We start from the raw sequence: 15,445 nt of genomic DNA on the forward strand, positions 1-15,445 counted from the left end.
TTCTACCTGGACTACGTGAACGTGAAGCCCGACTACGTCAAGGCCTGGTGGAACCTGGTGAACTGGACCGACGTCCAGGCACGCCACCAGGCGGCCACCACCGGGGCCTCCACCCTCATCACCCCCTGACACTCCCGCACGAGAACGGCACGACGGTGTGCCCGGCCTGAGCTCTACCAGTCGCCGGCACCCGTGATGGGTTGATCGGTGGCACCACCTATGAAGGAGATGGAAACCAGTGACTACCCGTATTGGCATCAACGGCTTCGGCCGAATCGGTCGCAACTACTTCCGCGCTGCACTCGCCCAGAACGCGGATCTCGAGATCGTCGCCGTCAATGATCTGACGGACACCGCGACCCTCGCCCACCTGCTCAAGTACGACTCGGTCACCGGGCGGCTCGCGGAATCGGTCGAGGTGGACGGCGACGACCTGATCGTCGACGGCAAGCACGTCAGGGTGTACTCCGAGCGGGATCCCGCGAATCTGCCCTGGGCGGATCTGGGCGTGGACATCGTGATCGAATCCACCGGCCTGTTCACGAAGGCGTCGGCCGCCCGCAAGCACATCGAGGCCGGAGCCCGCAAGGTACTGGTGTCCGCGCCTGCGACCGACGAGGACTTCACAGTGGTCCTGGGGGTCAACGACGGCGACTACGATCCCGAGAACCACCACATCATCTCCAACGCCTCCTGCACCACCAACTGCCTCGGCCCCCTGGCGAAGGTGCTCAACGACAGCTTCGGCATCGAGCGCGGCCTCATGACCACGGTCCACGCGTACACCGCCGACCAGAATCTGCAGGACGGCCCGCACCGGGACCTCCGGCGGGCGCGCGCCGCGGCGATCAACATCGTGCCGACCTCCACGGGCGCCGCGAAGGCGATCGGTCTCGTGCTTCCCGAGCTGAAGGGGAAGCTGGACGGCTACGCCCTCCGCGTTCCCGTCCCGACCGGCTCCGTGACCGACCTGACCGCCACGGTGAGCCGCGAGGTCACAGCAGAGGAGGTCAACGAGGCGTACCGGGCTGCTGCAGCGGACGGTTCACTGAAGGGCTACCTCTCCTACACGGACGCTCCGCTCGTGTCCTCCGACATCGTCTCGGATCCGCACTCCTCCATCTTCGACTCGGGTCTCACGAAGGTCATGGGCAACCAGGTCAAGGTGGTCGCGTGGTACGACAACGAGTGGGGCTACTCGAACCGCCTCGTCGATCTCACCGAACTCGTCGCTGCCAAACTTTCCTAGGCGGGATCCATCGTGGCTTACGCATCTCTGGACGATCTGCTCGCCGAGGGCGTGCGCGGGCGGCGCATCCTCGTGCGGTCCGATCTCAATGTCCCCCTCAGCGGGGAGGTCCCCGCTGTCCGGGTCACCGACGACGGACGCGTACGGGCCTCCCTGCCCGTCCTGGAGCGTCTGACGGAGGCCGGAGCCGCCGTCGTGGTGATGGCGCACCTCGGGCGACCCAAGGGTGTTCCCGAGGAGAAGTACTCCCTCAAGCCGGCCGTGGACGTCCTGCGCGATCTGGCGCGCTTCCCGGTCACGCTGGCTCCTGACACGAGCGATGACGGTGCGCGCGCCGCCGCAGCCGGACTGGCGGAGGGCGAGGTGCTCGTCCTGGAGAACGTGCGGTTCGATGCGCGGGAGACCAGCAAGGACGACGCCGAGCGCTCCGCGTTCGCCCGGGAACTGGCCGATCTGGTGGGTGACGACGGCGCCTACGTCGACGACGCCTTCGGGGCCGTGCATCGCCGGCACGCGAGCGTCTACGACGTCGCAGCCCTGCTGCCCGCCTATCTGGGGGACCTGGTGACGGCGGAACTCACCGTCCTGGAACGTCTGACGCCCGAGCCGCAGCGGCCCTTCGTCGTCGTCCTGGGAGGGTCGAAGGTCTCCGACAAGCTGGCCGTGATCGAGAACCTGATCGGCACCGCCGATCGGATCCTCGTGGGCGGGGGAATGGTCTTCACCTTCCTCGCGGCCCAGGGGCACGACGTCGGATCCAGTCTGCTCGAGGAGGATCGCATCGACACGGTGCGTGGCTACCTGGAGCGCGGATCACGGGACGGCACGCAGTTCGTACTGCCCACGGACATCGTCGTCGCGGAAACGTTCGCGGCCGACGCCGAGCACGGCGTGGTCGCGGCGGATGCGATGGAGTCCGGGCCGTTCGGCAACGCCGGGATCGGACTGGACATCGGTCCGGCCACCGGAACCGACTTCGCCGCGAACATCGCCGAGGCGAGGACCGTCTTCTGGAACGGACCCATGGGGGTCTTCGAGTTCGACGCCTTCGCCACCGGGACGCGCGCGGTGGCCCAGGCCCTCGTGGACGCACAGGCGGCCGGGGCGCTGACCGTGGTGGGTGGAGGCGACTCCGCCGCGGCCGTCCGGGGCCTCGGTTTCGCCGACGGGCAGTTCGGGCACATCTCCACGGGCGGGGGTGCCAGCCTCGAGTATCTGGAGGGGAAGGAACTCCCCGGACTCACGGCCCTCGCCCGCGACTGACCGGGCCCGGACCCCCTGCTAGGACAACGGCGGGATCCGCGCGGGGGGAACCCGAGCGGATCCCGCCGTCATGAACGCAACGGATGGAGCAGCAGATGACCACCTCGACCAACGGCGCCTTCGATCGCCGACCCCTCATCGCCGGCAACTGGAAGATGAACCTGGACCACATGCAGGGAATCACGTTCCTGCAGAAGCTGGCCTGGACCCTCGACGACGCCGGTCACGACTTCTCGCGCGTGGAAGTGTCCGTCTTCCCGCCGTTCACAGACCTGCGCGGCGTGCAGACCCTCGTGAAGGGTGACACCCTCGACGTGGTCTACGGGGGTCAGGATCTCTCGCCCGAGGACTCCGGCGCCTACACCGGGGACATCTCCGGACAGTTCCTCCAGAAGCTCGACTGCACCTACGTGCTGGTGGGGCACTCGGAGCGGCGCACGATCCACGCCGAATCGGACGAACTGCTCAACCGGAAGGTGCACGCGGCCTATCGCCACGGTCTCGTCCCCGTGCTCTGCGTGGGAGAGGGACTGGAGGTCCGGCAGGCCGGGACACACGTGGAGCACACCCTGGAGCAGCTGCGCCGGGGAGTGGCCGATCTGTCCGCCGAGCAGGTTTCCTCCCTCGTGGTCGCCTACGAACCGGTCTGGGCGATCGGGACGGGGGAGGTCGCCGGCCCTGAGGACGCGCAGGAGATGTGCGCCGCAATCCGGTCCGAACTCGAGACGCTGTCCGGCGCGGAGGCGGCCGCGAGGACACGCCTCCTCTACGGAGGCTCGGTGAAGGCCGCGAACGCGGCCAGCATCCTCCGGGAGCGTGATGTGGACGGCGTCCTCGTGGGCGGCGCGAGCCTCGATGTGGCCGAGTTTGCTAGTATTGTCAGGTTCGAACAGCATCTGGTGACAGACTAGTTCCGAGCGTCGGCCGCTTCCGTGAAGCGGTCATCCGAGCCTTGAAAGGGCCCCGTGGAAATCCTCCGTATCATCCTGCTCGTCCTGCTCGGCGTCACGAGCCTCCTGCTCACTCTGCTGATCCTGCTCCACAAGGGTCGCGGAGGCGGCATGTCCGACATGTTCGGCGGCGGTATGACGTCCAGCATGGGGTCCTCGGGCGTCGCCGAACGCAACCTGAACCGCTTCACGGTTGCCCTGGGACTGTCCTGGGGCGTGGTGATCGTGGCGCTCGGTCTCATCCAGCGTTTCGCGGTCGACGCATAGATCGTCGAGAAGGCCCAGCTTCATCGAGCTCTTCGGCCCTGACCGAGTACGACGAGCACTACGGGCGATGAGCACCACGAGCATCGATGCAGAACGCCCCGCAGCCGAAGCAGGCTGCGGGGCGTTCTGCGTCCGGAGGAGGGTGGCTCAGTCGTCCGCGTCGTCGTCGGAGGTGATGAGTCGCCCCGGAAGTTGCTCCGCGGCGTCCTGGTCGACGAGCCACAGGGTACGGAGTCGTCCCCGCGCACCGGCAGCCGGGACCTGGACGTGGCCCGCTCCGGCGAGGGCGAGACCTACGGCACCTGCCTTGTCGCTGCCGCTGACGGTCAGCCACACCTCCTGAGCACTGTTGATCGCCTCGAGGGTGAGGCTCACGCGCTGCGGCGGAGGCTTCGGTGCATCGGCGACGCCCACCGTCGTCGAACCCCTGGTGCGGATGCCCCCGAGCTCGGGGAAAAGGGAGGCGATGTGGGCATCGGGTCCCACGCCGAGCAGGAGGACGTCGAAGCGGGGGAGCCGTGGATCCTGCTCCCCGGCACCGACCCCCTCCGTGCCTTCCGCCGAGGCGACTTCCGCCAATTGCCTCGCGTAGTCCTCCGCGGCGGCGTCCTGGTCGGGGAAGTCGTCCGTCGAGCCGAACTCGTGCACCTTCCGGGGATCCACCGGGATGTGCTCCAGGAGGGCCGAGCGGGCCTGGACGGCGTTGCGGTCCGGATCATCGGCCGGGAGGAAGCGCTCGTCACCCCACCAGAAGTGCACCCTGGACCAGTCCACGGCCCGATGGGCCGGTGACTCGGCTACCGCCTGCAGGGCTGCCGTGCCGATCGAACCACCCGTGAGGACCACCGTCGCGGTCCCCAGCTCGCTCTGCACATCCACCAGGCGCGTGATGAGCCTGGCGGCGACGGCCGCCGCCAGGGAGGCCTGGGACGGGTGGATGCCTACTCTCGGTTCAGCGCTCATGGTCCGGTACGCTCCTCAGCTTGGTCCGGGCAAGGCCCTGGGTGATGACTTCCCCGAACACTTCGTCGGGGTCCAACCGCCGCAGCTCCTCCGCCAGGCAGTCGCGCAGGCTCCGACGGGGCAGGGAGATGTGCTGGACGGGCTGACCGGGCTGGTGGAGTTCGGCGACGTCGAGATCGGGTCGGTACAGCTCGATGTCCCCGCCGTCGCGCACCAGGCGGACGCGTCTGAGCCCGGTGCCTGGGTCCCCGGCCACGATGGTCACAGGCACGTCGAGTGCCTGACCGAGCCACGCGGCGAGCAGGACGGTGCTGGGGGAGTCGGAGGCTCCCTCGACACTCACGGCGGTGACCGGAGCGTCGCCCCTGACCTGATCCATGACGGCGGCGAGCTGGACACGCCAGTTGGTCAGGCGCGTCCAGGCGAGATCTGTGTCCCCGGCCGTGTAGGTGGCACCGATGGTGAACAGTGCCTCCGTGGGCTCGGGTTCCTGGGCCGCGTCGGTGATCCTGCGGTGGGCGATGCTGCCGATCGAGGTCCGTCCGGTGGCCGCCGGGGCGCCGTGCGGCCACCAGGCGACGATCGGTGCGTCCGGCAGCAGCAGGGCGGAGACCAGCGACTCGTTCTCCTCGGCCAGGGCCCCGTACCCGCGGAGCACGATCACCTCCGAGGCGCCGGCGTCCCCGCCGACGCGGATCTGGCCGTCGAGTCTCGTCGGCTCGTCGGCGGAACCCTCGGCGAGGACGATGATCCGGCAGGGATGCTCGCGGCTGGCCTGGTTCGCGGCGTCGATCGCATCCTCCTCGTCACCGGAGCGCGTCATCACCACCAGCGTCAGGACCCGCCCCAGTGCCACGACGCCGCCACGGTCGCGCAGCGACATCAGTTCCTTCGACACCTTCGACGTGGTGGTGTCGGGTAGCTCCACGATCATGGCCTTCTCCAGGTTCGTCCGTCGGCTGTGAGCAGCTCGTCCGCCGAGTCGGGGCCCCAGCTTCCCGGCTCATAGGTCTCCGGCTGGCCGTCGAGCGACTGCCAGTACTTCTCGAACGGATCGAGGATCTGCCACGAGAGCTCCACCTCCTGCTGGCGGGGGAAGAGGGGTGGCTCTCCGAGCAGCACGTCAAGGATGAGGCGTTCGTAGGCCTCCGGACTGGACTCCGTGAAGGAGTGGCCGTAGCCGAAATCCATCGTGACATCGCGGACCTCGGTCTGGGTGCCCGGCACCTTCGACCCGAAGCGGATGGTGACCCCCTCGTCCGGCTGCACGCGGATGACGACGGCGTTCTGGCCGAAGTCCTCCTCGCTGTGATCCCTGAACAGGAGATTCGGTGCACGCTTGAAGACGACGGCGATCTCGGTCACCCTGCGTCCCAGGCGCTTGCCTGCCCTGAGGTAGAAGGGCACGCCCGCCCACCGACGGGTGTGGATGTCCAGGCGGAGCGCCGCGAAACTCTCCGTGGTCGAATCGGCAGGAATGCCGTCCTCCTCGAGGAAGCCGTTCACCTGTTCGCCGCCCTGCCACCCGGACTCGTACTGTCCGCGGGCCGAGCGGCCCGAGAGGTCCTCGGGTAGCTCGACGGCGGCGAGCACCTTCTCCTTCTCGGCGCGGAGGTGGTCCGCGTCGAACGAGATGGGTTCCTCCATCGCCGTGAGGGCGAGCAGCTGCAGGAGGTGGTTCTGGATGACGTCGCGCGCTGCTCCGACGCCGTCGTAGTACCCTGCCCGACTGCCGATCCCGATGTCCTCGGCCATGGTGATCTGCACATGGTCCACGTAGTTGGCATTCCACAGTGGCTCGAAGAGCTGGTTGGCGAAGCGCAGGGCCAGGATGTTCTGGACCGTCTCCTTGCCCAGGTAGTGGTCGATCCTGAACACGGCGTCGGGAGGGAAGACCTCCTCCACGATCCGGTTCAGCTCACGGGCGGACTCCAGGTCGTGCCCGAAGGGCTTCTCGATGACCACGCGGCGCCACTGGTCGTCCTCGGGCCGGGCCAGGCCGTGTTCGGAGAGTTTCTGGCAGACGGCCTCGAAAGCATTGGGTGGGATCGACAGGTAGAACGCGTGGTTACCGCGTGTTCCGCGGTTCCGGTCCAGCTCGTCGAGACACTCCTGCAGATTCCGGAAGGCGTCGTCGTCGTCGAAGGTGCCCTGGACGAAGCGGATGCCCGCCGCGAGCTGCTCCCACACGGTGTCGTTGAACGGCGTCCGCGCGTACTTCGTGACGGATTCCCTGACCTCCGCCACGAAGTCCTCATGACGCCACTCACGGCGGCCGAAGCCGACGAGCCCGAAACTCGGGGGCAGGAGCCCCCGGTTGGCCAGATCGTAGATCGCGGGCATCAGCTTCTTCCGGGCGAGATCACCCGTCACGCCGAAGAGGACGAGCGACGACGGCCCGGCGATCCGGCTGAGCCGCCGGTCGCGGGGATCACGGAGCGGATTAGACGTGGTGGACCTCCTGCCGGACGGACTCACCCGTTCTCCCCGGCACCGACGAGCGCGTCGACAGCCGCACGCACCTGGGCCACGCCGGCGTCGCGGTCCGTGAGGTGGAGCCGGAGCACGGGCCGTCCGTGCTCCGCGAGCACCTGCGCATCACCGGCGGCCTGGGCAGCGATGAGCTCGCCGAAACCGAAGGGCTGATCGGGTATCGCCACGTCCTCGCCGCTTGCCGCGGTGAGCTGCAGGAACACACCCACGGGGGAGCCCCCCTTGTGGTACTGACCTGTCGAGTGCAGGAAGCGCGGTCCCCAGCCGAAGGTCACAGGGCGCCCCGTGACGTTCGCGAGGGGCGCGCGGACCTGCTCGAGCTCCGACTGCCCATGGCGGTCCAGGTACGCCTGCACGGACAGATATCCGTGGTCCGGCAGGCGTCCCAGGAGGGCTTGCAGGGCTTCACCCACCGTCGTCGCGGAACCGAGCAGGTCGGGGTCCCCACGGACCTCCACGACGCCGTCCACGAAAGCGGGAGGAGCGGACTCCGGCCGATCGTCGAGCAGGCCCCGCGCTGCCTTCTTGGCGGCCTCGACGTCGGGCTGATCGAACGGGTTGATACCGAGGATCCGGCCCGCGACGGCGACGGCGTACTCCCAGACGAAGAGCTGGCTGCCCAGGCTCCCCCTGACCAGGACGCGGGTGGCATCGGGGGTTCCGCTGTCCGACACCCCGTCCGCCGCGTCGCCGTCGAGCGGTGCTAGGAGGACGGGCAGGACATCGGGAGCCACCGCGTGGACCTCGGGTGCGTCGATCGATGAGACGACGGGCAGCAGACCCGTCCCCAGCTTTCCCGTCGATTCGGCGATCAACTGCTCCGCCCAGTCCGCGAACCCGGGCAGGCCCGACCCGGCGTCGGCGAAGACGATCTTGTCGCGCAGCGGTGTGGTGCCGCCCAGGACCGCGCCGAGCTGCAGCCCCACGTTGTCCTCGGCATCGTCGCCGAGGAACTCGGCACTGTCCTCCGCGTCGTCAAGGAGGGTCTCGATGTCGGCCCCGGCCAGCCCGGACGGTACGAGCCCGAAGGCCGTCAGCGCCGAATAGCGGCCACCCACCTCGGGGTTCGCGGTGAACACCCTGCGATAGCCGGCCTTCCGCGAGGCTTCCTCGAGGGGCGATCCCGGATCGGTCACGACGACGATGCGCGAGGCCGCGTCGATACCGGCGTCGGTGAACGCCCGCTCGAAGAGGCGGCGCTGGGAGTCGGTCTCCACCGTGGAGCCGGACTTCGACGACACGACGATCATCGTGCGTTGCAGGTCCTCGTCGAGGGCAGCCCGCACCTGCTCAGGGTCCGTCGCGTCGAGGACGACGAGATCGACTCCCGCTTCCTTCGTGATGACCTCCGGAGCCAGCGAGGATCCCCCCATGCCGCAGAGGACCACGCGGTCCACGCCTTCGGCCCGGAGGTCGGCGCGCAGACCGGCAATCTCCGGGAGGAGGGCCCGTGAACCCTCGAACAGGTCGATCCAGCCGAGCCGGACCGACGCTTCGGTCTCTGCATCGTGGCCCCACAGTGTGGCGTCCTTGGCCATGAGCCTGGATGCCACCTGCTCGTCGACGAGGCCGGGTACGACCGCATCGACGGCGGCCAGGGCCGCTCCGGTCGCGATGAGTGCGAATGAACCCATGAGCCCTACTCCTTCGCTGCGTCTAGTGCGGACTGGACGGTCTCGAGCAATTCGGACCAGCTGGCCACGAACTTGTCGAGACCCTCGGTCTCGAGTTGCTCCACGACGTCCCTGTAGGACACGCCGACGGCGTCGAGGCTGTCCAGGACCCCGGTCGATTCCTCGTACGTCCCGGTGACGGTGTCACCCTCGACGACGCCGTGGTCTGCCATCGCATCGAGGGTCTTCTCCGGCATGGTGTTGACGACATCGGGGGCCACCAGGCCGACGACGTACAGCGTGTCCGGAAGATCAGGGTCCTTCACGCCCGTCGAGGCCCAGAGCGGCCGCTGGGCACTCGCCCCTGCTGCTTCGAGGACCTGCCAGCGCTCGGAGGAGAACTGTTCCTGGAAGATCTGGTAGGCCAGACGGGCGTTCGCCAGGCCTGCCTTGCCCTTGAGCGCCTTCGCCTCGTCCGAGCCGATGGTGTCGAGTCGTGCGTCGATCTCGGAGTCGACGCGGGAGACGAAGAAGGAGGCCACGGAGTGGAGGCTGGAAAGATCGTGCCCGTTCTCCTTCGCCTGCTCCAGGCCGAGCATGAAGGCGTTGATGACGGCGCGGTACCGCTCGAGGGAGAAGATCAGCGTCACATTGACGCTGATGCCCGCTGCAAGCGTCGACGAGATGGCCTCGAGTCCCTCGACCGTGGCGGGGATCTTGATCAGCACGTTGGTCCGCTGGACCTTCGCGTGCAGGCGCTTGGCCTCGGCGATGGTTCCAGCGGTGTCGCGCGAGAGGCGGGGATCCACCTCGATGGAGACGCGGCCGTCCACGCCCCCGGAGCGCTCGGCCTCCTCGGCGAAGAGATCGCAGGCCTGGGAGACGTCGTGCGTGGTGATGTCGAAGACGGCCTGGTCCACATCGGCCCCTGCCGCGGCGAGTGCTCCGACCTGGGAGGCATAGGACTCGCCCTGCTTGAGCGCCGCAGCGAAGATGCTCGGGTTCGTCGTGACGCCGACGACGTTCAGATCCTCGATGAGGTGCTTGAAGGCGCCCGAGTTGATGCGCTCCCGGGAGAGGTCGTCGAGCCAGATGGAGACTCCGGCGGCGGAGAGCGCGGCAGTGGGTGTTGTCATGATGTGCTCCTTTTCCGCGTCAGCGGAACTAGTGCTGGAAGAGGGACGGGAGGGGACTGCTACTGCTGGTCGCCGGTCTCGGTGGAGCGCGGGCCGGAGGGCATGGCCGCGGTGCCGTTCGGGGCCAGCGGATCGGAGCCGGCGGCTTCGATCGAGTCCCTTGCCGCGGCGGCGACGGCCTCGGAGGTGATACCGAACTCGCGGAAGAGCGTCTTGTAGTCGGCGGAGGCACCGTAGTGCTCGAGCGAGACGTGGCGGCCGGCGTCGCCGACGATGCCGTGCCAGCTCTGCGAGACACCGGCCTCGACCGAGACGCGCGCCCGGACCGACCGCGGGAGCACACTCTCGCGGTAGGAGGCGTCCTGCGCGTTGAACCATTCGAGGCAGGGCATGGACACGACGCGGGCGGAGATGCCGTCCGCCTCGAGGGCCTCGCGTGCCTCGACGGCGAGCTGCACCTCGGACCCCGTGCCGATGAGGATGACGTCGGGGGAGCCGTTCTTCGCCTCCGCGAGGACGTACCCGCCCCTGGCGACGCCGTCGGCCGCGGCGAAGGTGTCACCCTCGGCCGCGCCGCTGCCGCGCTCGTAGGTCGGGATGTTCTGGCGGGTCAGGACGAGACCGGCCGGGTTGTCGGTGTTCTCCAGGATGGTCCTCCACGCCACCGCCACCTCGTTGGCGTCGCCGGGGCGGACGACGTCGAGACCGGGGATGGTGCGCAGCGAGGAGAGCTGCTCGACCGGCTGGTGCGTGGGTCCGTCCTCACCGAGACCGATCGAATCGTGGGTCCAGACGTAGATCGCCGGCACCCCCATGAGGGCGCCGAGCCGGACCGCAGGGCGCTGGTAGTCGCTGAAGATGAGGAACGTCCCCGAGAAGGCACGCGTACTGCTGTGCATGACGATGCCGTTGACGATCGCGGCCGCGGCGTGCTCACGGATACCGAAGTGCAGCACCCGGCCGTACTTGTCGCCCGACCACATGTCGGTCTGGCGGCTCTTCGGGATGAACGACGGCGAGCCCTCGATGGTCGTGTTGTTGGACTCCGCGAGATCCGCGCTGCCGCCCCACAGCTCGGGGAGCACGGGGCCGATGGCTGTGAGGACCTTGCCGGACGCGGCGCGGGTGGACATGTCCTTGCCCGCCTCGAAGGTGGGGAGCTCCGACGTCCAGCCCTCGGGCAGGGTACGTGCCTGGATGCGCTCGAGCAGGGCAGCCTCCTCGGCATGGCCCTCCTGCCACGTGGCGAAGTCCTCCTGCCACGCGCTGTGGGCCTCGGCCCCGCGCTTCACGACGCTGCGGGCGTGCTCGAGCACCTCGGGGTCGACCTCGAAATGCTTCTCGGGGTCGAAGCCGAGCGCTTCCTTCACGGCGGCCACCTCGTCGGCACCGAGCGCCGAACCGTGGATCTTGCCGGTGTCCTGCTTGGTGGGCGCCGGGTACCCGATGATGGTGCGCAACGAGACGATCGAAGGCTTCGACGTCTCGTTCTTCGCCGCAACAAGAGCGGAATACAGTTCAGCGACGTCCTCGACGTACTCGCCGGTCTTCATCCAGTCCACGCGCTGGGTGTGCCAGCCGTAGGCCTCGTAACGGGCCAGGACGTCCTCGGTGAACGCCACGTCGGTGTCGTCCTCGATGGAGATGTGGTTCTCGTCGTAGAGCACCACGAGATTGCCCAGTTCCTGGTGCCCGGCCAGGGAGGAGGCCTCGGACGTGACACCCTCCTGGAGGTCGCCGTCGGAGGCGATCACCCAGATGGTGTGGTCGAAGGGACTCGTCCCTTCGGCGGCCTCGGGGTCGAACATGCCGCGCTGGCGTCGCTGGCCGTAGGCGAAGCCGACCGACGTGGCCAGGCCCTGGCCCAGCGGCCCGGTGGTGACCTCGACGCCGGTCGTGTGGCGGTACTCCGGGTGACCCGGTGTCAATGAGCCCCACGTGCGCAGGGACTGCAGATCCTCGAGCTCGAGTCCGTACCCCGACAGATAGAGCTGGATGTAGAGGGTCAGCGAGGTGTGGCCCGGGGAGAGGACGAAGCGGTCACGCCCGGTCCACTCGGCATCCGCAGGATCGTGCCGCATCAGTTTGTGGAACAGGAGATAGGCGGCCGGTGCAAGGCTCATCGCCGTACCCGGGTGCCCGTTGCCCACCTTCTCCACGGCGTCGGCTGCCAGGACACGGATCGTGTCCACTGCCCGCTGGTCGAGTTCGGTCCAGCTCAGGTCCTGCTGTTGCGTCTGTGGCACGTTTCCGGGCCCCTCTCTGTCCGGAACAGCCGAATCACCGGTGAGTGCCTACAGGCACGCGGTCGGGCCGGCCGTTCACCATTGAATCCTGCGAAGTCCCACTCCGGCACCGCGCGTCATCCGCGTACCGATGCGAAGTGGGCTTAGGACTCCACCCTATCCTTTTCGCCGTCCGGGGGAACTTTCCGGACGGCGGATGTCCTTCATCACGCCGGGGCACCCGCGGCTCCTCCTCCCCGGCGGACGGGGAGGAGGAGCTCCTGCCTCGAGTTCTACACAGCGTAAAAGGGTATGCTGGTGGTGTCTTTTCCTCCGGAAGAATCGAAAGTGTTGCCTTGTGAAGACCCAGCAGGTTACTGCTCCGGTGCGTTCTCCGCAGACCCGACCGGGCTTCGGCCGAAAAGCCAAGGCCTATTTCGCGCTGACGAAGCCGCGCGTGATCGAGCTGCTCCTCGTGACGACCCTCCCGACGATGATCTTCGCGCAGGGCGGCTTCCCTCCGTTCGGGCTGATCCTCGCCACCATGATCGGGGGTGCCTTCGCTGCGGGCAGTGCGGGCGCCTTCAACTGCTATTTCGACCGCGACATCGACAAGGTCATGCATCGCACGGAGAACCGTCCGCTCGTCACGGGTGAACTGACCCCGAGGGAGGCGCTGATCTTCTCCTGGGTCCTCGGGATCGGCGCCATTGCCATCCTCTGGTTCGGAGCGAACCCGCTGACGGGTCTCCTCGGCGTCGCCGCGATCTTCCTCTACGTGGTCCTGTACACACTGGTCCTGAAGCGCCGCACCTCGCAGAACATCGTCTGGGGCGGCGCTGCGGGCTGTATGCCCGTGCTCATCGCCTGGGCAGCCGTGACGAACTCCGTCGAATGGCCTGCCGTCGTCCTCTTCCTCGTCATCTTCCTGTGGACGCCACCCCATTACTGGCCGCTCTCCATGAAATACAGCGAGGACTACGTGGCGGCCAGCGTGCCGATGCTCGGTGCGATCGCCGGGGCCCGCGTGGTCTCGGTCCAGGTGGTGCTGTACGCCTGGGCGATGGTGGCCTGCTCGCTCCTGTTGATCCCCGCCGGAGCGGGATGGGTCTACTCGGTGGCCGCTCTCGCGGGAGGCGCCTGGTTCATCCGGGAATCCCACCGGCTGTACTCGCTGGCGCGCCAGGGCGAGCTGAGCAACAGGGCCGCGATGAAGGTCTTCCACGGCTCCATCAGCTATCTCACGGTCCTCTTCCTGGCCCTGGCCATCGATCCCTTCGTCGGCTCGGCCGTCCTGGGCTAGGTCGAGGGACCTTGCGGCTGGTCCTCAGGACGAGCGACTCCTCCGGGCAGAGGGCATGAAGCACCTAGGCTTGCAGGCATGAACTTCACCGGACTGATCGCCTACCCCATCACCCCGTTCCTGCCCGACGGCGAGGTCTCCCACGCCGAGCTGGGCGCCCTCGTCGTCGGAGTGATCCGCTCCGGCGTCGATGCGCTGACCGTTCTCGGATCCTCGGGAAGTTTCGCCTACCTCGACCGCGCGGAGCGTGCACGGGTGGCGCGGACGGCCATCGAAGCCGCGGACGGCCGCGTCCCGGTCGCGGTGGGCATCAGCTCCGTCGGCACTCGCGGCGTACTGGAGGCTGCAGCCGATGCGCAGGCGGCAGGAGCGGCCGGCCTCGTCCTGTCACCGGTCTCCTACGTCCCCCTGACCGACGACGAGGTGATGGTGCAGGTGAGGACCGTCTGCGCCGAGACCGACCTGCCGGTGTGCCTCTACAACAACCCGGGCACCACCCAGTTCGACTACTCCCTACCAGTGGTCGCCGAACTCGCCGCGATGGAGCAGGTCGTGGCCTTCAAGGACACTGCCGCCGACGCTGATACCTTCAACGAGCGCCAGGCGCGCCTCGCGGACCTCGTGGATGCACCCCTGAGCCACGGCGTCAGCGGGGACCTCCTCATGATGAGCGGGGAGGTGCGCTCCGACGCCTGGCACAGCGGCCCCGCAGCACTCCTGCCGGGGTACTACGGCCGGCTCCGGTCGGCTGTCCTCGCCGGGGACCAGCAGGAGGTGGAACGGATCCGCCAGGTCCTCTCACCCCTCGTGGAGCACGTCGCCGGACTCAGGAAGATCAGTGGCCTCCATCTCCTGGCCCGCGCCTGCGGCATCGCCGCGGGAGACCCGCGCGCACCCCTGCTGCCCAGCCCGGGATCGGAGCTGCGCGAGCTGGGGCGCCTGCTCGATCTCCTCGAGGCGGCCCTCGACGCCGACTGAGCCTCGTCAGGGCCCACCAGGCAGTGCTCAGGAGACGGTCTGCGGTTCCCTGGCCCGTGCCCGGCTGCCGGGAAGGGTCCTGCGCGTGGTCCCGGTGTACTGCGCATGGACGGCGGCGGCCACGAGCAGCGACGCCCCCAGCATGTGCAGGGCAACGAGGACGATCGGCAGGTGCAGGAAGTGCTGGACGTAGCCGATGGCGCCCTGCACCAGGACGGCGGCGGTGAGCAGGACCACGGCCTTCCGGAGCGTGCCCGTGACGCGCGACCGGTGGGCCACTATCGCTGCGAGCACCACGGTGGCGACGAGCAGATATACCGGGAGGGCGTGCAGGCGCGTGATGAAATCAGGGTCGAGCCCGTTCCGCGCAGCGCCGTGGTCGCCGGCGTGAGGACCTGACCCGGTGACCATCACACCGAGGACGACGGCGACCGACGTCAGCGCCGTGGAGGTGATGAGGAGCTGGCGCAGGAGCACAGGGGCAGCAGGAGTGTGCTGCTCGTCCCGGTACTGCTCGGTGGTCAGCCGCGACCGGTTGACCAGCACGGTCGCGAGTGCGATCAGCACCATGGACACGATGAAGTGGAGACCCACCACCCAGGGGTTCAGGTCCATCCAGACGCTGACGCCGCCGATGACGGCCTGGACGGGAATGCCGAGGGCAATGCCGATCGAGAGCCGGAACAGGTCCCTGCGGTCCCGTCGCATGCCGAGCACAGCGACGATCATGGCCACCGCAATGACCACGAGAACGAAGGTCAGGAGCCGGTTGCCGAACTCGATCACTCCGTTCAGGCCCATCTCGGGCGTGGTCACGATGCTGTCCGCCGTGCAGCGCGGCCACTCCGGACAGCCCAGGCCGGAGGCTGTCAGGCGCACGGCGCCACCCGTGACCACGATGCCGATCTGCGCGACCAGCGAGGCGACCGCGAGTCTGCGGACCACGGGGGTGGTGGTGGTGGGGAGAACGCCGGTGAACCGGGAGAGCGGGGAAAGAGTCATGGG

At 68.3% G+C, this 15,445-nt stretch carries 14 protein-coding genes; 7 read left to right on the top strand and 7 right to left on the bottom strand.

Annotated elements, in window-relative coordinates:
• From FQ377_RS04625 to secG, 5 genes are all read left to right on the top strand, one after another.
• Positions 1-129: Fe-Mn family superoxide dismutase (locus FQ377_RS04625; protein ID WP_316245913.1), on the top strand; the 129-nt coding region annotated here is incomplete at its 5' end.
• A gap of 109 nt (positions 130-238) precedes the next feature.
• Positions 239-1,249 (top strand): type I glyceraldehyde-3-phosphate dehydrogenase, encoded by a 1,011-nt coding sequence (gene gap / locus FQ377_RS04630; RefSeq protein ID WP_148600104.1) that lies wholly within the window; start codon positions 239-241, stop codon positions 1,247-1,249.
• A gap of 12 nt (positions 1,250-1,261) precedes the next feature.
• The gene (locus tag FQ377_RS04635) at positions 1,262-2,512 is read left to right on the top strand and encodes a phosphoglycerate kinase (protein WP_148600105.1); all 1,251 of its coding nucleotides are present in this window, start codon (positions 1,262-1,264) and stop codon (positions 2,510-2,512) included.
• A 95-nt stretch (positions 2,513-2,607) separates the two neighbouring features.
• Positions 2,608-3,423, top strand: a complete 816-nt coding sequence (gene tpiA, locus FQ377_RS04640; RefSeq protein ID WP_148600106.1) for a triose-phosphate isomerase — start codon at positions 2,608-2,610, stop codon at positions 3,421-3,423.
• A gap of 54 nt (positions 3,424-3,477) precedes the next feature.
• Positions 3,478-3,729, top strand: a complete 252-nt coding sequence (gene secG, locus FQ377_RS04645; protein ID WP_148600107.1) for a preprotein translocase subunit SecG — start codon at positions 3,478-3,480, stop codon at positions 3,727-3,729.
• 147 nt (positions 3,730-3,876) lie between these two features.
• Here the strand turns inward: secG and pgl are convergent, their stop codons facing one another.
• Genes pgl through tkt form a run of 6 tightly spaced genes read right to left on the bottom strand, consistent with a single transcriptional unit; the run spans position 3,877 to position 12,180 of the window.
• Positions 3,877-4,692, bottom strand: a complete 816-nt coding sequence (pgl, locus tag FQ377_RS04650) for a 6-phosphogluconolactonase (protein WP_148600108.1) — start codon at positions 4,690-4,692, stop codon at positions 3,877-3,879.
• On the bottom strand, positions 4,682-5,626 hold the full coding sequence (locus tag FQ377_RS04655; protein WP_148600109.1) for a glucose-6-phosphate dehydrogenase assembly protein OpcA: 945 nt from the start codon (positions 5,624-5,626) through the stop codon (positions 4,682-4,684). Before FQ377_RS04655 ends, pgl begins: the two co-directional genes overlap by 11 nt.
• Complete coding sequence (gene zwf / locus FQ377_RS04660) at positions 5,623-7,170, bottom strand: glucose-6-phosphate dehydrogenase (RefSeq protein WP_148600110.1); 1,548 nt, start codon at positions 7,168-7,170, stop codon at positions 5,623-5,625. Before zwf ends, FQ377_RS04655 begins: the two co-directional genes overlap by 4 nt.
• Positions 7,167-8,819 carry a glucose-6-phosphate isomerase gene (locus FQ377_RS04665; protein WP_148600111.1) on the bottom strand — a complete coding sequence of 551 codons (1,653 nt, stop codon included), beginning with the start codon at positions 8,817-8,819 and terminating at the stop codon, positions 7,167-7,169. Before FQ377_RS04665 ends, zwf begins: the two co-directional genes overlap by 4 nt.
• Before the next feature lie 5 nt (positions 8,820-8,824).
• Positions 8,825-9,934, bottom strand: a complete 1,110-nt coding sequence (gene tal, locus FQ377_RS04670) for a transaldolase (protein ID WP_148600112.1) — start codon at positions 9,932-9,934, stop codon at positions 8,825-8,827.
• A 59-nt stretch (positions 9,935-9,993) separates the two neighbouring features.
• Positions 9,994-12,180, bottom strand: a complete 2,187-nt coding sequence (tkt, locus tag FQ377_RS04675) for a transketolase (protein WP_148600113.1) — start codon at positions 12,178-12,180, stop codon at positions 9,994-9,996.
• Between the two features lie 337 nt (positions 12,181-12,517).
• Here tkt and FQ377_RS04680 point away from each other — a divergent pair, with 337 nt between their 5' ends.
• Both FQ377_RS04680 and FQ377_RS04685 read left to right on the top strand, forming a co-directional pair.
• Entirely contained in the window at positions 12,518-13,462 is a 945-nt protein-coding gene (locus tag FQ377_RS04680; RefSeq protein WP_148600114.1) for a heme o synthase, read from the top strand.
• 78 nt (positions 13,463-13,540) lie between these two features.
• Complete coding sequence (locus FQ377_RS04685; protein WP_148600115.1) at positions 13,541-14,440, top strand: dihydrodipicolinate synthase family protein; 900 nt, start codon at positions 13,541-13,543, stop codon at positions 14,438-14,440.
• Positions 14,441-14,467: 27 nt separating this feature from the next.
• On the opposite strand, the gene FQ377_RS04690 is transcribed toward FQ377_RS04685, so the two are convergent.
• The gene (locus tag FQ377_RS04690; RefSeq protein WP_148600116.1) at positions 14,468-15,442 is read right to left on the bottom strand and encodes a COX15/CtaA family protein; all 975 of its coding nucleotides are present in this window, start codon (positions 15,440-15,442) and stop codon (positions 14,468-14,470) included.
• Between the last annotated feature and the right edge of the window lie 3 nt (positions 15,443-15,445).

It is taken from the genome of Arthrobacter echini (assembly GCF_008107445.1).
In the GTDB taxonomy this organism is placed as follows: domain Bacteria; phylum Actinomycetota; class Actinomycetes; order Actinomycetales; family Micrococcaceae; genus Arthrobacter_D; species Arthrobacter_D echini_A.